Source organism: Metabacillus sp. YM-086 (genome assembly GCF_048059995.1).
GTDB lineage: Bacteria > Bacillota > Bacilli > Bacillales > Bacillaceae > Metabacillus > Metabacillus litoralis_B.
The window spans coordinates 16,720-35,624 of sequence record NZ_JBLUOI010000050.1 but is presented as its reverse complement, the minus strand read 5'-3'; the positions used below and the strand labels follow the sequence as shown (position 1 = coordinate 35,624).

15 protein-coding genes are annotated in these 18,905 nt (G+C 37.4%); 5 read left to right on the top strand and 10 right to left on the bottom strand.

The annotated features are described in order from the left end of the window. The first annotated feature begins 157 nt into the window (after positions 1-157). Positions 158-307, top strand: coding sequence for a hypothetical protein (locus ACEWK1_RS18970; protein ID WP_162987516.1), 150 nt, complete (start codon positions 158-160; stop codon positions 305-307). Positions 308-359: 52 nt separating this feature from the next. Here the strand turns inward: ACEWK1_RS18970 and cobA are convergent, their stop codons facing one another. From cobA to nirB (ACEWK1_RS18935), 7 genes are all read right to left on the bottom strand, one after another. Then, positions 360-1,790 (bottom strand): uroporphyrinogen-III C-methyltransferase, encoded by a 1,431-nt coding sequence (cobA, locus tag ACEWK1_RS18965; protein ID WP_232273749.1) that lies wholly within the window; start codon positions 1,788-1,790, stop codon positions 360-362. A 137-nt stretch (positions 1,791-1,927) separates the two neighbouring features. Next, complete coding sequence (gene nirD / locus ACEWK1_RS18960) at positions 1,928-2,251, bottom strand: nitrite reductase small subunit NirD (RefSeq protein ID WP_121663984.1); 324 nt, start codon at positions 2,249-2,251, stop codon at positions 1,928-1,930. Positions 2,252-2,290: 39 nt separating this feature from the next. Beyond that, entirely contained in the window at positions 2,291-4,699 is a 2,409-nt protein-coding gene (nirB, locus tag ACEWK1_RS18955) for a nitrite reductase large subunit NirB (RefSeq protein ID WP_212135318.1), read from the bottom strand. Between the two features lie 440 nt (positions 4,700-5,139). Continuing rightward, positions 5,140-5,613, bottom strand: coding sequence for a hypothetical protein (locus ACEWK1_RS18950; RefSeq protein WP_416636559.1), 474 nt, complete (start codon positions 5,611-5,613; stop codon positions 5,140-5,142). A 194-nt stretch (positions 5,614-5,807) separates the two neighbouring features. Next, positions 5,808-6,554, bottom strand: a complete 747-nt coding sequence (locus ACEWK1_RS18945) for a PAS domain S-box protein (RefSeq protein ID WP_212135317.1) — start codon at positions 6,552-6,554, stop codon at positions 5,808-5,810. A gap of 312 nt (positions 6,555-6,866) precedes the next feature. Further along, a complete protein-coding gene (nasC, locus tag ACEWK1_RS18940) occupies positions 6,867-9,002 on the bottom strand; it encodes an assimilatory nitrate reductase catalytic subunit NasC (RefSeq protein ID WP_212135316.1) in 2,136 nt (711 codons plus the stop codon). Between the two features lie 39 nt (positions 9,003-9,041). After that, complete coding sequence (nirB, locus tag ACEWK1_RS18935; protein ID WP_212135315.1) at positions 9,042-11,384, bottom strand: nitrite reductase large subunit NirB; 2,343 nt, start codon at positions 11,382-11,384, stop codon at positions 9,042-9,044. 288 nt (positions 11,385-11,672) lie between these two features. Here nirB (ACEWK1_RS18935) and ACEWK1_RS18930 point away from each other — a divergent pair, with 288 nt between their 5' ends. After that, the gene (locus ACEWK1_RS18930; protein WP_121663989.1) at positions 11,673-12,878 is read left to right on the top strand and encodes an MFS transporter; all 1,206 of its coding nucleotides are present in this window, start codon (positions 11,673-11,675) and stop codon (positions 12,876-12,878) included. Positions 12,879-12,954: 76 nt separating this feature from the next. Here the strand turns inward: ACEWK1_RS18930 and ACEWK1_RS18925 are convergent, their stop codons facing one another. Then, positions 12,955-14,202 carry an NAD(P)-dependent malic enzyme gene (locus ACEWK1_RS18925; protein WP_121663990.1) on the bottom strand — a complete coding sequence of 416 codons (1,248 nt, stop codon included), beginning with the start codon at positions 14,200-14,202 and terminating at the stop codon, positions 12,955-12,957. A gap of 362 nt (positions 14,203-14,564) precedes the next feature. On the opposite strand from ACEWK1_RS18925, the gene ACEWK1_RS18920 reads away from it, so the two are divergent. Both ACEWK1_RS18920 and ACEWK1_RS18915 read left to right on the top strand, forming a co-directional pair. Then, positions 14,565-14,927, top strand: coding sequence for a MarR family winged helix-turn-helix transcriptional regulator (locus ACEWK1_RS18920; protein ID WP_121665143.1), 363 nt, complete (start codon positions 14,565-14,567; stop codon positions 14,925-14,927). A gap of 20 nt (positions 14,928-14,947) precedes the next feature. Beyond that, the gene (locus tag ACEWK1_RS18915; protein ID WP_212135314.1) at positions 14,948-16,156 is read left to right on the top strand and encodes an MFS transporter; all 1,209 of its coding nucleotides are present in this window, start codon (positions 14,948-14,950) and stop codon (positions 16,154-16,156) included. Between the two features lie 230 nt (positions 16,157-16,386). Here ACEWK1_RS18915 and ACEWK1_RS18910 read toward each other — a convergent pair whose 3' ends face one another. Then, positions 16,387-17,370, bottom strand: coding sequence for an aldo/keto reductase (locus ACEWK1_RS18910; protein ID WP_212135313.1), 984 nt, complete (start codon positions 17,368-17,370; stop codon positions 16,387-16,389). 180 nt (positions 17,371-17,550) lie between these two features. On the opposite strand from ACEWK1_RS18910, the gene ACEWK1_RS18905 reads away from it, so the two are divergent. Continuing rightward, on the top strand, positions 17,551-18,009 hold the full coding sequence (locus ACEWK1_RS18905) for a DinB family protein (protein ID WP_212135312.1): 459 nt from the start codon (positions 17,551-17,553) through the stop codon (positions 18,007-18,009). A 39-nt stretch (positions 18,010-18,048) separates the two neighbouring features. On the opposite strand, the gene ACEWK1_RS18900 is transcribed toward ACEWK1_RS18905, so the two are convergent. After that, positions 18,049-18,867 (bottom strand): uroporphyrinogen-III synthase, encoded by an 819-nt coding sequence (locus ACEWK1_RS18900; RefSeq protein ID WP_212135311.1) that lies wholly within the window; start codon positions 18,865-18,867, stop codon positions 18,049-18,051. Positions 18,868-18,905: the final 38 nt, after the last annotated feature.

Genomic DNA, 18,905 nt, shown 5'->3' with positions numbered 1-18,905 from the left:
AGCTACTGAGCGTCTTGGCACTTACTCAGATTGGACTTTCACCAATTAGCAATTTACGGCTTGCTGGGCACGCCAAATAAAAAAAATCTCCATTTAACATGTTAATCTTCATAATGGTTAAGATAAACATAACAAGATGATGAAGGAGATGATTAGCATGGATCAAAGAAACAATGAAAAAAACAATGAACATTCATACAAGGGAAAAGTATACAAAAGAAAATCAGAAGCTTTTTCAGAATATAATATTAACCTTCCTGAACAACCCCTTCCTCAACCTAAGGATTACGAAGAAATTGAATATTAAAAACTAACAAGGCTGAATGCATAACGTTCTCCTTTATGCATTCAGCCTTATATTAGATTAGAGATAACTCCATATTTAATTTTGCAGGAAGTCCGTGCTTTAAAACTGCGTCTAATGCTTCATCATTTTCACAAATAATTTCTAGTGATTGTTCATTTTCTTGAGAGAACATGTTTTCATGAAATTTTCCATTTATCCATGTTTCCACAGCATCTCCCGAAGTAAAAACAATCGATGTAAGTTCAGCATCTTCAATAGATCGTTTTATAATTGAATCGTATCTTTGATCAATATAGGATTGATAAATACTTAGATAGTCATATTCTTTATAGGTAGAATCTAAATTTAGCTTTCTCTTAGCTGTTATTTCAGAGCCAACAATAAGAAGATTTTCTTGACCAGGCATCTCCAAGCTAGGGTATAATCCCAATAATTCTAACTGGTTTAAAGCTGTTTCATTTTGACAGCAAAGCTCTGCACGAATCTGGCGAATATCAACTCGATGCCTTTTCAACTGATTGAAAAAGGCAGTAACTGCTTGGGAAGATAAAAATAAAATCGACTTATATGAGGATAGTCTCCCCAATAATTCACTATCTACTTCGTTCTCTGTTACCGTCCATTTAGGACATTCAATCACATCTGCACCCTGATTTCTTAAGTTCTGAGCATTGCTTTCTTCTTCAGCACTTCCTCGAACATATAAAATTTGTTGACCAAATAAAGGCTGATTTTCAAACCATTTTACTTTGTCTCTTGTTTCCACAATATCGCCAACTAATGTAATGGCTGGGTTTTGAATTTTTTCTTCTCGCACTTTTTCAACAATAGTAGAAAGAGTGCCTACTACACTTTGCTGTCTGCTCCATGTTCCCCACCTAATAATGATCACTGGGGTATCAGGTGATTTACCGTGAAGCACAAGATTTTCACAAATATGCTCCAGGTTTGAAATGCCCATATAAAAGGCAATTGTTTGAACGCCTCTTGCTAAGCCTTCCCAGTCAATATTTGGTTTACCTTCTTTTGATTTATCATGGGCAGTAACGACAGCGAATGATCCTGCATAATCTCGATGTGTTACTGGTATACCAGCATATAGAGGAGCAGCAATACCAGATGTGATGCCGGGGACGATTTCATATGGCACATTTTGCTCTGCCAAAACCTCGGCCTCCTCACCTACTCTACCAAAAACACTTGGGTCTCCGCCTTTTAATCTAACAACGGTAAAGCCAGCTAATGCTTTCTCTGCTAAAGTTGCATTGATTTCATGCTGTCTCATAAAATGACGAGTAGGCAGTTTCCCACAATAGATTAGCTCACAGGTAGGTGGTGCGTATTCAAGCAGCCTTGGGTTTACAAGTCGATCATAAAGAATAACATCTGCCTTCTTGATCGCTTCCATTCCTTTTACAGTGATTAATTCCTGATCTCCAGGACCCGCTCCGACTAGATACACCTTTCCAATGCTCATTCCCATCGTTACTCCCCCTACCTTTTTTATGATTTTAAAGTAAGGGCTCTATCCAACCTAACCTTACTTGTTTCTCGAAACTCCATTGTTAATTTATCCAACTACTATACTTTAGATTTTCACAATAAGCTAGAGCGTCTTTATTAAACTAACAGAAAAACCTCTCCGTCATCAATGATTGTTTCATAAGTTTTCACACAACCAAAATCTGGTTCCTGTACAACACCATCTTCAAGGCAAATTTTCCAGTCATGCATTGGACAAAATACGTGTTCACCGCTGACAATTCCTTCACTTAAAACGCCGCCTTTATGTGGGCATTTATTTTCTATAGCCTTTATTTTCCCATTTGATAGCTTAAAAACAGCAACCTCTTTATCTTCCTCCAATTTGACCGTTTTACCAACTCGCTCTGGTAGCTCTAGAAATGCTCCTACATACACCTTCGTTTTGGTTAGTTCTTTCATGTCCAAGTCCTCCCTGACAAAATATTCTGTATTTTCACCCTATAAAGATACTGTTTCAAATAACTCTTTCTTTGTTTTCTGGTCTTCAATAATTTCTTTCCAAGGATCTTTATAAACAGATAATGTTTCATCCATGCGAGCATTTAACTCAGCACGTCTCTTTTTATCATCTAAAACAGATTGGACATGGTCTAAGCCAACGCGTTCGATCCAAGCAGAGGTACGTTCTAAATAGTTTGCTGTTTCGCGGTAATATTGTAGATAAGCACCTGTAATTTCCATTGCTTCATCATCTGTTTTTACTTTGTAAAGTAAATCTCCACCACGTACGTGGGTACCACCGTTACCACCAACATAAATTTCCCAGCCTCCATCAATTCCGATAAAGCCGATATCTTTAAAGCCTGATTCTGCACAGCTTCTTGGGCAAGCAGACACAGCCATTTTTACCTTATGAGGTGTTTGCAAACCTTCAAACTTCTTTTCTAAACGAATGCCTAAGCCCATTGAGTCTTGTGTTCCAAAGCGGCAGAATGTTTCTCCAACACATGTTTTTACGGTACGTAGTGATTTTCCGTAAGCATAACCAGAGTTCATATCAAGATCTTGCCATACTTTCGGTAGATCATCCTTTTTAACCCCAAATAAGTCAATACGTTGACCACCTGTTACTTTTACTAATGGAATCTCATATTTTTCAACAACATCGGCAATCCGACGCAATTCACTTGCATTTGTCACACCGCCGTACATTCTTGGAACAACAGAGTAAGTGCCGTCTTTTTGAATATTTGCATGCATGCGTTCATTAACAAAGCGTGATTCTCTTTCATCCGCATAGCCGGTTGGGTTAACCATTGCTAAATAGTAATTAAGAGCCGGGCGACATTTTGAACAGCCCTCAGATTTCCATTCAAGGACATTCATTACCTCTTTAATATGTGTTAAGCCTTTTGCTTTAATTTCTTCTACAACTTCATCTCTTGATAATGTTGTACAGCCACAGATTGCTTCTTTTTGGGCAGCTGCATCAAAGTCAGAGCCAAGTGTATATTGTAAAACATCCGCGACCAATGGTTTACATCCTCCACATGAACGAGATGCACTCGTACAGCCTTTAATCGCATCAACAGTTGTACAACCCTTTTCTTGGATGGCCTGAACAATTGCACCCTTTGAAACTCCATTACATCCACAAATGATTTCATCATCCGGCATGGAAGCAACAAGGCTTTCTCCAGCTTCTTCACCAATTGGTTGTAAAATGCTAATTTTTTCTGTATCGGAAATATCTGCACCTTTTTTTATCATCGAGAACAGTCGACTGCCTTCTTTACTATCTCCAAATAAGACAGCACCAACGATTTTATTCCCTCTTAACACAATTTTTTTGTAGATTCCATCTTGTTCATCAAAGACTTTTAAGGACTTTTTATCATCACCTTCCATAAAGTCACCAGCCGAGAACACTTCCACTCCGGAAACCTTTAGCTGTGTTGATAGGACAGATCCTTTATATCCATCTGTTTGTTCACCACAAATATGTTTTGCCAGCACTTTTCCTTGTTCATATAAAGGGGCAACAAGGCCATATGGAATGCCATTATGTTCAGCACATTCACCAACGGCATATACATTCGGAAGATTGGTTTGTAAAAAGTCATTTACAACGATCCCTCTATTTGTTTCAAGTCCACTTTCACCAGCAAGGGCAATATTTGGTTTAATTCCAACAGCCATAACAACTAAATCAGCCTCAAGTTCACTTCCATCTTTAAACCTTAAGCCTTCTACACGTTCATCTCCGTAGATTTCAGCAGTTGATGCTTCTAGTAAAAAGTTCATTCCTTGCTTTTCTAATTCTTGCTGAAGCATCTTACCGGCTGTATGATCTAGTTGGCGTTCCATTAATGTTGGAGCAATATGAATAACAGTTACATCCATTCCAAGATTTAATAAACCACGAGCCGCTTCTAAACCTAATAATCCTCCACCGATAACGGCTGCTTTTTTGTATTTTTCAGATGCATCAAGCATGATGTCTGTATCTTTAATATCACGGAAGGCGGTCACACCTTCTTTGTCCGCACCAGGAAGAGGTAGGATGAACGGAACAGATCCTGTTGCTATAATAAGTTCGTCGTATGGGACAACTCGTTCTTTATCTGAGTAGATGACTTTCATTTCTGAGTCAATTTTCGTTACTGTTTCACCGGTATAGAGTGTGATGTTGTTTTCTTCGTACCATGCCCAGTCATTAAGCGTGATATCTTTTACTTCTGTATCTCCTTGTAAAACCTTTGATAATAAAATTCTATTATAGTTTGGGTGCGGTTCTGTTCCAAAAATCGTGATGTCAAATGAATCTTGGGATATTTTTAGAATTTCCTCAATTGCTCTTACTCCGGCCATTCCATTTCCTATTAGTACAAGCTTCTTTTTATTCACTCGATTTTCCTCCCCTTGGAAAGTTTCCTCAACTATATCACGGCTAAATGATACATTTAACATACATGTTAGGTTTTCTAACATGGTTTTGTTGGAATTAGTTTGAAAAGTATGTATTGAACCCTTTAAATTCGGTCACCTATCATTAATCATTGATTTGCAAAATTCTAGAGCAAGGAAACTTTTAAAAATAAAAAAACACATCTCTTTCAACTGATTAAAACCTAACCAACGGTGGCCTAATCCCCTAAAAAAGTGTGTTAATTTGTGAAATATATCCTTTAAATAGAAAAAGATAACCAATATACATACTGGTTATCTTCAAAAAGTTTAAGCATGGATATCCTTAAACCATTCATTTAATTGCAAAAGTAGCTTTTGAATATTATTTGTAATTCCATATATAAGGGGAACTCGTCTAATATTTTTAAGTCTAACTATTAGTTAGAAGATGCTTTTTGCAGAAAGTACCTTTCATAAACCACTTGAAAACCGTATAACAAAAAGGTTTTTATTAAAAATACAAGTGATAATTGAAATTTTGTAAGTCTCACTAAAGATACATAACCTATTTTCTTAAACCACTCTATTCCGAAGTAGGTAAAAACTGAGTCAACTAAAAGGTTAATGAGTAGATAAAGATTAAATTTTCCATAAGTATATTTTAATATCCAGAGTGAACCTACTAAAAACGGACCAAAAATTAATGGCAATTCCGCAGCTACATTAGGTCGAACATTGAAAGGAAACCACCACCATTTTTTCTTTTCAGCGAATCGACCTTCTGCAACTAGATAAAGGCTCATGAATAAGGCGGCAGGTAGAAATCTTTTAAAAGTTAAGCCGCGAAGTAGGGGAACACTCAGCCAAGGCAAAATGGTCATAAGGATCATTAACAAATTTAGTTTTTTCACTTTAGTTTTTTACATCCTTTTCATTAATTGATAGACATATCCTTCCCGGTTTTGAAAATTATATGAGTGTTTAAGAAAAGGGTATTTTTAAAAGGATTCGTTATTCTACAGTAACTTTTCATGAAGTGACTAGGGCTATAGATCGAGATAAGTTTACTGTTTATACAACCATTTTTGCAAAAGGATAGAGAGGTTTAATCAAGAGAACATATGGCTTCCTGAACAGTCGAAAATGAGCTGATTCCTGCTATATTGATATCTAATTCAAGAGCAATTACCGCCAACTCAGGACGCATGCCTGAAATGATACATTTCACCCCTAACATGGACATCACATTGGTGATTTTAAAGAGTATATCAGCTACTAGATGATCTAACTTATAGATTCCTGAAAAATCAATAATGATACATTCTACATTGCTCTCTTTTACTTTAATTGGGACATGATTAATTAAATAGGTTGCTCTACCTTCATCAATTGATCCAACTAAAGGGAGGACTACAACACCTCTGAATAGAGGAACAAGGGTAGTTGCTAACTCATTTATTTCTCTTACTGTTTCTATATTTCTTTTCTCAACTTCCCTTTTTTCGGTAATATCTTTTATTACGCTTTGAATAGCTTTTGTATCTCCAATTTTTAAAGGGTGACAATACAATTCCACTTCAACCTTTGTCCCATCCATTTTATAGACAAACTCTTCAATTACTTCCGCGGGTTTGTCATAAGCAGAGCTGATTCTTTTTGTAATTGCTTGTTTAGAAGATTCCTGAAAGATATCTAATGGATCTGCCCCTATCACTTCTTCCGGACTACATTTAAAAAAAGTGGCAGCAGCCTGATTAATATAAATAATTTTATGGTTGCAATGGATGATGATGGGATCATGTGAATAGTCTATAACTTCTTGATAATTAATTTTTGAGATGTCCTCGTTCATATGTACGTAACACTCCTTTTTATTACACTATACGGAAGTCCTTTTAAAAAACCCCCTAGCCCCTACTTTATCATGAATAAAGTGATTATTATCTTTAATCGGTAATTATCTTTATTTATTTATTTTCGTAAATGGTTATATTCACTTTTTCCACATAAAGTGATTAAGTAGTTTTTTCATGAGGAATAACTTGGATGCCAAGTAGAGCGTCTATGGAATGTCACATCTTTTATAATGAACTTTTTACTCTAATAAGATTGAATATGGTGTAATCAAAAAAAGAAATCGACTGTATGTCGATTTCCTTGGCAATTAATTAACTGGCGCAATATTCACAGCACTTACTTTAAATCCGGGCATTTTACAGGATGGGTCTAGGTCTTCGCCGACTAGCATGTTGACGTTTTGATCTTCCGCCCAATGAAAAGGAACAAATACGGTGTCTGGTCGTATGGTATCAGAGATTTTACTTCTAACTTTAATCGTCCCCCTTCTAGATGAGACGGAAACAAGGGTGTTTTGCTCAATGTTGTATTTTTTCGCTGTTCCAGGATGGATTTCTAAGTAAGATTCAAAGTTTCTTGCTGCGAGTGCAGCACTTTTTCTCGTTTGTACTCCTGTTAAATAGTGTGACATGATACGGCCGGTTGTTAAATAAAGGGGGAATTCCTCACTAGGCTTTTCTTTTGGTAATTCTGAAATATTAGACACAGGAACCATCCTTGCTTTGCCATCCTCATGAGCAAAGGATTCTTCAAATAGTCTGCTGGTTCCTCGGTGATCTAAATCCGGACATGGCCAGAGGATGCCTTGTTCTTTGCGGATTCTATCATACGTAATCCCATAATAGTCTGCTGCTCCTCCGCGGCTTGCTTCTCTTAATTCATTAAAGATATCCTCTGCTTTTTGGAACGGAAAATATTTCTCTTTTCCTAGCACCTTTGCAATCTCGCAGATAATTTGCCAATCATTCTTTGCTTCACCTGGACATGGACGACTTGCTTCCCTTAACGTTACACGTCCTTCAAGATTTGTCATCGTGCCCTCATCTTCTAGATAGGATGAGGCAGGGAGAATTAAATCCGCAAGCTGAGCAGTTTCTGATATAAACATATCAACAGCTACCAAAAACTTTAACTTCTTTAATGCTGCTTTCACAAAATTGGCATTTGGATTAGAAACAACAGGATTAGAACAGACGAGTAGCATACCTGTGATATCACCATGATTGATTTTCTGAAACATTTCATATGCTGATACTCCCTTGCCAGGAAGTTCATCCTTATCGATTCCCCATACTTTGGCTACATGTTCCCTGTGCTCCTCATTTTCAATTAATCGATATCCAGGAAGCTGGTCTGCTTTTTGTCCATGCTCACGCGCCCCCTGTCCATTTCCCTGCCCCGTAATCGCTCCATATCCAGAGAAGGGCTTTCCGATTTTGCCTGTTGCAAGTAAAAAATTCAATATATTGCGGACGGCCGCTGTTCCATCGATTTGCTGTTCTACTCCTCTAGCTGTAAAAAGCATCCCGGATTCTTCATCAGCAAATTTTATTGCCGCTGTCTTCATCTGATCGACCGGAACTCCTGTCATCTCAGCAATTTCGTCTAGAGATAATGTATTCACGTAGCTTCGCACTTCCTCAAAACCTGTTACTCGTTCTTTAACAAATTCTTCATCCACCAAGCCTTCATCAATAATAACCTTTAATAATCCGTTAGCTAGTGCCGCATCCATTCCCGGTTTGACCATAAGATGCAAATCAGCAAGTTGTGTTGTTGGTGTTTCTCTTGGGTCAATCGCAATAATATAAGCACCATTTTCTTTTGCTTTTTCAAAATAAGGCATGATCGTTGGCTGGCATTCAGCAATATTTGTTCCTGCTAGGATTATCACTCGAGTAAATGGTACCTCTTGTAATGAGTTGGTAAGACCTCGATCTAACCCAAATGTTTGATTGGCTGCAGTAGCTGCTGCTGACATACAAAGACGGCCATTGTAATCAATATATGGCGTTTTTAGTGCTACCCTTGCAAATTTCCCTAGCAGATAGGCTTCTTCATTTGTGATCGATGCACTGCCATAAATCGACAAAGCCTCATGGCCATCCACTGCTTGGATTTCCTCAAACTGCTTTTTAACATGTTGAAGGGCTTCGTCCCATGTAATTCGAACAAATTCTCCATCCACTTTCAGTAATGGATGCAATATTCGATCCTGATGGAACGGATGCTGATGGGCATTCATTCCTTTAATACATAATCTTCCTTGTGAGGTTGGGTTATCTTTCCCTATTGTTTTATACGTTTTTCTTGATACGATCGACTGCTCAATCAATTGCATTTTACATTGCATACTGCAAAATGGACATTGAGTATCATATACTTTTTCCGTTTGGACCTCTTGTTGCTTTGTCCTGAAATACTTTAATAATAAATCGGTCAAGGCACATCCATCCTTTTTTCAATTAATCTTTAAAACTAGTTAAATTTTTTCTACATTTATCATCATTTCAGCTTCAAGTCTCTCTACTAACTGATCACAAAGAGTTTCTTCAAATAACACTTCTCTTATATGAATGATTCCAACACGATTGATCCATTCGCTTATGTTTTCTAAATAATTGGCTGTTTCTCGATAATATTGGACAAACCCACAGATTAATCTTTTAGCTTCATCATGATCACTTGCGATGCTAAATAACTCACCTTGCTGTAGTTGTGGAGAGCAGCTTCCTCCAACATACATTTCAAAGCCTCTTTCAACTCCAACTAAGTGAATATCATTCGTCCTCATTTCCAGGTCATGATGCTTGCATGGGGACACACTTAACTTAATCTCATGTGGTGTTAAGATCAATTCCATTTCCTTTTCTAGTTGAATGGAGAGTTGTAATGATACTCCTGTATGACACTGACATTTTTTTTCACTGTAGTAGGTGTTCACATGATGGATTGTATGAATGTTCACCGGACGTAAACGTATTCCTAAGTCTGTACATACAGCTCCGATATCTTCTTGCTTAATTCCTTTTAATTGGAATCGTTGTTCAGTTGTTAGACCAACGTCTGTTAGTTGATATTTCTCCATAACAGCTGCAATGTTTCGTAATTGCTTCGCTGATACTTTTCCTCCATATGTTTGTGGGATAATGGAATAAGTTCCATCACTCATGTGCTGAGCTTTTAAGTTATCATTCATATAAAAGAATTGATTTTTTTCTGCATGGTCTGGGTAAATCATGGCTAAATAATATTGAATAGCCGGCACACAGCCCGCACATCCTTCTAAAGATAGCCAGTTTAGCTGGGTAAAAACATCTTGTAATGAAGAGAGATTTTTTTGTTGAATTTGTAAAACTACTTCATCTTCTGTAAGTGTTGTACAAGTACATAATGACTTTCTTTCAAACAATTCATCACATTCGTCACTTTGAATATAATCTAGCAAATCTGACAAGAGTAGTTTACAGCCACCACATGAACTGGATGCTTTTGTACATTGCTTTACTTCCTGGACGGTTGTTAATTCATTCTGCTGAACAGCTTCAATAATTGACCCTTTTGTCACACCATTGCAGTTGCAGATGATTTCACTTTGTTTCATTGCTTTGATGCTAGAAGAATCTTTATCAGCTGCTTGAAGGAGCTGCCTCTTCTCTTCATCACTTACATGCCTTCTTTTTACAATCAGATCGAGGAGCTTTGACTGATTTTTTGTTTCTCCATATAATACAGCTCCAACGATAATATCACCGCGAAGAACAATTTTTTTATAAACAGAATGTATTTCATTTAACATAGTTAACGATTTAGTTGAGGAATCCTCCGTAAAATCCCCAACCGAAAAAAGATCCACCCCGGGCACCTTTAAGCTAGTTGATAAAACAGATCCTTCATATCCTTGAGGGTTTAACTGACAAAGATGTTTTGCTAAAACTTGCCCCTGTTCATAAAGCGGTTTTACTAAACCATAGACAATCCCGTTATGCTCAACACATTCACCAACTGCGTAAATATCACTAACACTTGTTTCCATAAAATCATTCACAATAATTCCCCGGTTTGTTATGATTCCACTTTTCTTCGCTAAAACAGAATTAGGGATAACACCTACAGACATCACAACTAAATCAGCTTCTACAGAAGTACCGTCGGTAAATGCCAATTCGTTCACTCGCTTATCTCCTATTATCTGTTCGGTGACTTTTCCTAAAATAAATTCAATTCCTTGTTGCTCTAACCGATGCTGAAGCATTTTTGACGAGACCGAATCAAGCTGACGCTGCATGAGGTACTCTGTATTGTGAATAACCTTTACATTTAGCCCTAGATTTACCAAGCCTCTTGCGGCCTCTAGCCCTAATACTCCTCCACCAATTACGACTGCATTTTTATAGTGTTTTGCAGCCTCTAAAATATTTTTACAGTCCGCAATCGTACGAAATGTCACAACTCCCTCTTTTTCAACCCCTGGTATCGGAAGTACAAAAGGTGATGATCCAGTGGCTAGAATTAGTTTGTCATAAGAAATGGCATGATTTTTATCCGTTATAACCATCTTCTTTTCCGTATCAATTTCTGTTGCTGTTTCTCCGGAAAACAGGGTAATATCATTCTCCTCATACCATATAGCATCATTAATCGTGATATCTTGAAACCTTGCTTCTCCTTGTAGAACAGAAGATAATAAAATCCGATTATAATTATGGTGGGGTTCACTGCCAATGATGGAGATGGTATATAGCTCTGGATTATGCTTTAAAATTTCTTCAACACAGCGAACACCTGCCATTCCGTTACCGATTACCACTAATTTCTGCTTCATGTTCACCCTCCAGCAAATATTCTCTGACTTTTAACATAAAAACATTATTTCATATATTAGTTAAATTCTAACTATTTACGTTAGATTTCCTCACACAAATTCTGAGTTTCTACTATATGGATTTTTGGAGTAATAAAGAAATATCTTAAATAAATATTTCCATGTCATATTTATTTACAAGTATCTTTCCTACTTCTTTTTTGCCAAATATAATAGCACCATGAAATAAGTCAGAAAATTTGAATAATCACAAAAAACAAATCTAGGACATTTGGAAGGAGATTTAACATGAAACTATCGGATTTAAAAACTAGTGGTCACCCGAAAACACTTTTTTCCTCGTTTCTGTATTTTGATGTTAGCTTTATGATTTGGGTTATGCTTGGCGCACTTGGGGTGTTTATTACACAGGATTTTGGGCTTTCTCCATCACAAAAAGGATTGATTGTTGCAATTCCAATTCTTGCAGGTTCATTTTTCCGAATTGTTTTAGGAATTTTAACAGATCGGTTTGGTCCAAAGAAGACTGCTACTTTAGGAATGTCAATTACAGCTATTCCATTGCTTTGGGGTTTACTTGCCGGAAATACAATGCCAGAACTATTTATGATTGGGATATTGTTGGGGGTAGCAGGGGCCAGCTTTGCCGTTGCCTTACCAATGGCAAGTAGATGGTACCCTCCACATTTGCAAGGGTTGGCAATGGGAATTGCAGGAGCAGGTAACAGTGGTACATTATTTGCTACTTTATTTGGTCCTCGTTTGGCAGAACAGTTCGGTTGGCATGTGACGATGGGGTTTGCACTCATTCCGCTTTTCATTACATTCATCATTTTTATGATTTTAGCGAAGGATGCTCCTTCACAACCAGCTCCTCAGCCTTTAGCTAATTACTTTAAAGTATTTGCTCATAAAGACACATGGTTTTTCTGCATTTTGTACAGCGTCACATTCGGTGGGTTTGTAGGATTATCTAGCTTTCTCAGTATGTTTTTCGTTGATGAATACAAATTAACGTCCGTTCAAGCTGGGGATTTCGTTACTTTATGTGTTGCCGCAGGTAGCTTTTTCCGTCCTGTTGGTGGACTTATTTCAGATAAAATCGGTGGAGTAAAGGTGTTATCCTTCCTTTTCATCGGTGTTGCTGTTTGTATGCTTGGTGTTAGTCAATTACCCCCTTTATTTGCCATCACTGCCTTACTTTTTGTAGGAATGATGTGCTTAGGAATGGGAAATGGCGCTGTATTTCAACTAGTTCCACAACGCTTTCAAAAAGAAATTGGCATGATCACAGGTATTGTTGGAGCTGCCGGAGGAATTGGAGGCTTCTTTTTACCTAATATTTTAGGGACATTGAAGGAATTAACAGGCTCTTACGCTTCAGGGTTTATTACCTTCTCGATTATTGCCTTAGTTGCATTTTCCGTTTTATTATTTGCGAGTTATTCTTGGAAGAAGACGTGGAATGTGAAAAGTAGTGCTGTAAAGATATAAAATGAAGCTTCCTATTTTGGGCTGACTATAGCGTAATAAAGGCTGTTAAGATGATTTCTTAACAGCCTACACTTTTTTATGATAACACAGCTTGTTTTTCTTCCACTAAGGTTAATAAGCGATTTTTTAATTCATCTGTATTCATTTGTTTACGGGCAACATTTGTATCCATTGCTGCCTTTGCAACAGCTGATGCAACGTATGCAACTACTCTTCGGTCAAATGGATCCGGTATTACGTAATCGCTCGTTAAATCTCGTTCTGATATTAACTCAGCAATTGCATACACAGCTGCGAGCTTCATTTCTTCATTAATTTCTTTTGCTTGAACATCTAGTGCACCACGGAAAATGCCAGGGAATGCAAGAACATTGTTCACTTGGTTAGGAAAATCAGAACGTCCTGTTCCCACAACAAGTGCACCTGCTTCTTTCGCTTCATTCGGCATAATCTCCGGTACAGGGTTCGCCATTGCAAAAATGATTGGATCTTGGTTCATCGAAGCAACCATTTCCTTCGTAACAGCTCCTGCAACAGATACACCAACAAATACGTCTGCTCCTTTAAGAGCATCCTCTAAGTTACCTTGCTTTTGATCTTTATTTGTGATGGCTGCCAATTCTTCTTTAAATGGATTCATTCCTATCTGGCGACCTTCATAAATAATTCCTTTTGTATCACATAAAACAACATCCTTCACACCCATATGAAGAAGCAGCTTTACAATCGCAACACCTGCAGCTCCTGCACCATTTACAACCACTGAGATGTTTTCAATTTTTTTGCCCGCTAGCTTTAAAGCATTAATCAATCCAGCAGCAGTCACAATCGCCGTGCCATGTTGATCATCATGGAAGATTGGAATATCGCACGCTTTCTTTAATCTTTCTTCAATCTCAAAGCAATGTGGAGCTGCAATATCCTCTAAATTCACTCCACCAAAGGTTGGTTCAAGCAGCTTTACAGTTTCAACGATTTTATCTGAATCAGTTGTATCCAAACAAATAGGAAATGCATCCACATCAGCAAATGATTTAAATAATAGTGCTTTTCCTTCCATAACAGGCATTGCTGCTTTTGGTCCAATATTACCAAGGCCTAGTACAGCCGTACCATTAGAAACAACCGCAACTAAATTACCCTTCATTGTATACTCATATGCCTTACTTTCGTCTTCATGAATGTCCAAGCACGGCTCTGCAACACCTGGAGAATAAGCTAAGCTTAGATCTTTAGCATTTCGAACTGGAACCTTAGAGTGCACACCTAGCTTACCTTTATTATCCTTATGCATCTTTATTGCTTCTTCACGTAAAGTTGACATTATATGCTCTCCTTTTTTCACCTTGTAAATTTTTAAATATAGGAAGCGTTTGCATTTCATTCAAAAATCCTTGAGTTTAAATCCTTCTATGCCCATATTTTAGTTGGCTTGAAAGAAGATTGATAGATTATGAAACTATTGGTGTAATTATGTAATTAAAAAAAGCAGATAGTTGTAAACGCATACTTGAAATCATGCCACTTTACAAAATTTGTTTTTCTGTTATCTTAGTATAAGCGGATATTTACCTAGGTAAATATCTCTCAGATACGATAATACTTACTTAGGTAAATAATTTGAGGTGAAAAGAATTGGATAACACAAATAAACTTTTTCATTTGTTGTATCAAAAAACTAGACATATGACAAAGGAAGTTAATGAATATTTACAAAAGCATGATCTATACAGCTCACAATGGTCTATTCTGTACTGCCTTAAAACAAACGGCCCTATGACCCAAAGTGATATATGGCGATATTTAAACGTTGAAGCACCTACTGTAACAAGAACACTTGTTAAGCTCGAAGAAGGTGGCTGGATAAATCGAACTTCTGGAAATGACAAACGTGAACGACTTGTTTCTCTTACGGAAAAAGCACTGGAAACATTGCCTACTGTTGAAGAAGATGTAAAAAGATTTGAAAAAGAAATGACCTTACAGCTTACAGATCAGGAGCAAGATCAGTTATTTACCTTATTAACAAAACTCGGAAAAACAGAATAAAGCTAGGAGGAATAAGCCTAATGAACTCTCAAGAAAAACAGCCAATTTGGACACAAGGCTTTATTAGTATCTTTTTAAGTAATTTTTTCATATTTGTTGCTTTTTATGGTCTGCTAACATCTTTACCAATCTATGTGGTTGATGAACTCGGCCGCTCAAGCGTTGATGCAGGTTTAATTATTACAATATTTATGTTATCTGCGATTATTGTGCGACCTTTTTCAGGGAAGCTGATTCAGGATTTCGGGAAGAAAAAAACATTGATGATCAGCATGATTCTTTTTACCATTTTTTCTTTTATGTATCTATGGGTTGAGAATTATGCCCTTTTATTAGTTTTACGATTTGTTCACGGGATTTGGTTCAGTATTGCCTCTACAGCAACGGGTGCAATTGCCGCAGACATTGTACCCCTGAAAAGACGTGGTGAAGGCCTTGGATATTTTGCCATGTCTATGAACCTTGCCGTTGTGTGTGGTCCGTTCATTTCACTTACTCTTTTACAATATGTATCTTTTTCAATTCTTTTTCTTGTTCTAGCTTCATTAATTACAATCGGTGTGTTATTTACGGCATTTAGTAAAATGGCGGAGGTTAAGAAAACAGCTCAAGTTGAAAAGAAACGCCTGCAATTCAGCGATTTAATTGATCAAAAGGCCCTTCCAATTGCACTTGTAGGAAGCTTAGTTGCATTTACGTATTCTAGTGTTCTTTCATTTATTTCGATGTATGCTAAAGAATTAAATTTAATAGAAGCAGCAAGTTACTTTTTCCTTGTATTTGCCGTAGCTATGATTATTGCAAGACCATTCAGTGGTCGTTTGTATGATACAAAGGGGCCAAATGTTGTGATTTACCCTGCTTTGGCTTTATTTATGATTGGTTTATTGTTATTAAGTATTTCACACAGCGCCTTTATGCTGCTTTTTGCCGGAGCATTTATTGGCTTAGGTTACGGAACTGTTGTGCCTTGCCTCCAAACACTGGCTATTCAAGCAACAGATCATCATCGCAGCAGCCATGCAACAGCAACATTTTTTACACTTTTTGATACCGGAATTGCGACTGGTTCATTCGTTTTAGGAATCGTGGTTGCTCAATTAGGCTATGAAACATTGTATCTTTTTGCCGGCTTGTTTTTAATACTTGTTATTTTCATGTATAAGTTCGTGCAAAGTAGAAAGAAAGCCACTTCACCTGCTCTAGAGTGGAAGGAATCAAGCTTATAATGATTGTTTCAGCTGTTTACTTTGGGAGGTAAACAGCTTTTTTCTGTTTAAATTGTGAGGTTCTTGCAGGTTAGCCTAATTTTTTTGCGACTTATTTTGTTATTTTGCATGTTCGGCTAATAATCTTGTAACTTCGTAATGTTATCTTGCAACTATTTCGATATTCTTGCATACGAAGCATCATCTCCACAAAAAAGCTGGAGCACACATAGGCTCCAGCTTCTCACTTTTTAATAAACCCCACGAACATTCGGATGAATGCGATCTTGATAAAACTCAGAAAGCCTCTTCAGCTCCACTGCACTAAAGGAAGGCACTTCTGTAGCTTGTAAATTATCTTCAACTTGCTTTACCGTTTTAAAGCCAGGGATAACAGTTGTGATTTCTTCATGATCAAGAATCCAGCGAAGTGCTGCTCTTGCCATATTGCCACGACCTTCTGAAATCCATTCCAGCTGTTGACTTAGCTCAACACCTTTTGAGAACTCTACACCGGCAAAGGTTTCACCAACATTGAAGTGTTCGCCGTCTTTATTGAAATTACGGTGATCGTCTTCTTCAAATTTAGCTTGATTTGTGAATTTACCCGTTAGTAATCCACTTGCTAAAGGTACACGAGCTAATAAGCCTACACCTTTTTCCTTTGCTTGTGGAAGCAATTCAGGGATAGCTTTTTGACGGAAGATATTAAAAATAACTTGTAGCGCCTTCACATTTGCTTGATCTAAACAAAATAATCCTTCCTCCACTGTTTCTACACTCACACCATAGTGGCGGATTTTTCCTTGTTGTTGAAGCTTATCTAATACTTCAAAAACCTGTCCACTTTTTAAGATTTCAAAAGGGGCACAATGAATTTGATAAAGATCAATTGTGTCACGTTGAAGGCGCTTTAAGCTTGCCTCACAATATTCAGTAACAGCTTTTTCAGAATAGGTTTCATGATCAAAAATATCACCTGCTCGACAGAACTTTGTCGCAATATGAATTTTATCTTCCTTTCCTTTTGTAGCTTTAGCAAGTAATTCCTCACTATGTCCATCACCGTATACATCAGCTGTATCAAAGAAGTTAACACCGGCATCCATTGCACGCTCTAGACCTCTTAATGCTTCCTGGTCATCTGATTTTCCCCATGATCCACCAATAGCCCATGTTCCAAAGCTTAATTCACTAATTTTAAGGTCTGTATCTCCTAGCTGACGATATTTCATTCTTTCCACCATCCTATGTAAATTATCGTTTAGTTAAAATTTTTCACAATTTTTATTATAGTATAGATAAAGCGCTAACAAAAGAAATATGGCTTGCAATCCAATTACTCATCATTTCGTCTAAAATACTTTATAATAAACAACGGATGAACGATTTTAACATAAAGAGGAGCGAGTCAAATGACACAAAAAAGTGCATTAATCAGCGGCTGGATGAGTCACCGAAAAGTCCTGCTTGAAATCGTGGAAAAATTAGAAGATCAACATATTTCTTACAAACCATGGGAAGGGGCTATGGCACTTTCTGAACTTGTTTTACATATGACAAGTGCAATGGGCATGTTTGCTCAAACTGTAAAGAACGGTGCTTTTACACCACCGGCTGCACAGCCAGAGGTTAAAACGGTGAATGAATTAAAAGAGACTGTCCAGAAGGAAACTGAGGAAACAAAGTCTCTTTTAGAATCTCTTACAGATGATCAACTTGATCAAATCATTGAATTTGCTGGGATGAATATGCCTGGAATCGCTTTGCTTGAAAGTGGAAAAGACCATGAAATTCACCACAAAGGTCAATTATTTACATATGCTCGATTAGTAGGGGTAGAGGAGCTACCATTCTTTATTAATCGCTCATAAGAGGGCGCAAAAAGAGCGAATCAAACGATTCGCTCTTTCTTACTTATTCTCTTCTTCTTGCTTATAATAGTTTACAAGTGCAATGATTGCACTTCCCATTCTTTCTTCCTCAGGAACAACCATTCTTGTAATGCCAACCTCACGCAATGCTTGAGCGGTTACTTTCCCAACAGATACTGCTATCACATTCGTAGAAAATGCATGTAAAACTTCCTTTTCTACACCTTTTTCCTTGGCATGAGCCATTAAAAATCTTGCTTGAGGAGTACTTGTAAAGTTAACAGCATCTATTTTCCCTTCAAGTATTTCACTTACAAGCTGCTCCATGACCTCTGGCTTTGGCGGGATATGCTGATAAGGTAAAATTTCACGATATTCTGCACCCTGCTCCTTTAAAAAGTCAATTAATAACGGTGCCGGATCACCATGTAGCTGAAGAGCAACACTTAACCCTGAAAATGAATGTGCTCTCAACTCTCTCACTAAACCAGCTGTACTTCCATCATCATCCCTGACATCTGGTTTTATTCCAAGCTTTTTAAGAACATTCACCGTTTTATAGCCCCTTGCCGCAATTTTCGAACTATTTAGTGCATCAATAAATTGGTCACCTAACCCCATGTTTACCGCAGTTTGATAGAGCTTGTCTGTTCCAATTCCCGTAGTGAAAATCAACCAGTTAAAATTTCCTTCTATTAAGGCCTTTATTTCTTTTTCAACATTTGTATCATCTAAAAAAACTGTTCCCTGTGCTGGTCGAATTAGTGCAACACCACCAAGGTTTTCTACTAGCTTACTAAGTTCCTCTGATTTACGCTGACCTGCAAGAGCAATTGTTTTGCCAGTTAATCGTTTCATCGTATACCTCCGCTAAAAAGATAAGTTGCTATTATTGT

What these genes read in the sequence shown, in the direction of transcription:
- ACEWK1_RS18910 (WP_212135313.1), bottom strand. Translation starts at nt 17,370, where the DNA reads ATGAAATATCGTCAGCTAGGAGATACAGACCTTAAAATTAGTGAATTA.
- ACEWK1_RS18970 (WP_162987516.1), top strand. Translation starts at nt 158, where the DNA reads ATGGATCAAAGAAACAATGAAAAAAACAATGAACATTCATACAAGGGA.
- ACEWK1_RS18945 (WP_212135317.1), bottom strand. Translation starts at nt 6,554, where the DNA reads ATGAACGAGGACATCTCAAAAATTAATTATCAAGAAGTTATAGACTAT.
- nirB (WP_212135315.1), bottom strand. Translation starts at nt 11,384, where the DNA reads ATGAAGCAGAAATTAGTGGTAATCGGTAACGGAATGGCAGGTGTTCGC.
- ACEWK1_RS18915 (WP_212135314.1), top strand. Translation starts at nt 14,948, where the DNA reads ATGAACTCTCAAGAAAAACAGCCAATTTGGACACAAGGCTTTATTAGT.
- ACEWK1_RS18905 (WP_212135312.1), top strand. Translation starts at nt 17,551, where the DNA reads ATGACACAAAAAAGTGCATTAATCAGCGGCTGGATGAGTCACCGAAAA.
- ACEWK1_RS18930 (WP_121663989.1), top strand. Translation starts at nt 11,673, where the DNA reads ATGAAACTATCGGATTTAAAAACTAGTGGTCACCCGAAAACACTTTTT.
- ACEWK1_RS18900 (WP_212135311.1), bottom strand. Translation starts at nt 18,867, where the DNA reads ATGAAACGATTAACTGGCAAAACAATTGCTCTTGCAGGTCAGCGTAAA.
- ACEWK1_RS18920 (WP_121665143.1), top strand. Translation starts at nt 14,565, where the DNA reads ATGACAAAGGAAGTTAATGAATATTTACAAAAGCATGATCTATACAGC.
- cobA (WP_232273749.1), bottom strand. Translation starts at nt 1,790, where the DNA reads ATGGGAATGAGCATTGGAAAGGTGTATCTAGTCGGAGCGGGTCCTGGA.
- ACEWK1_RS18925 (WP_121663990.1), bottom strand. Translation starts at nt 14,202, where the DNA reads ATGTCAACTTTACGTGAAGAAGCAATAAAGATGCATAAGGATAATAAA.
- nirD (WP_121663984.1), bottom strand. Translation starts at nt 2,251, where the DNA reads ATGAAAGAACTAACCAAAACGAAGGTGTATGTAGGAGCATTTCTAGAG.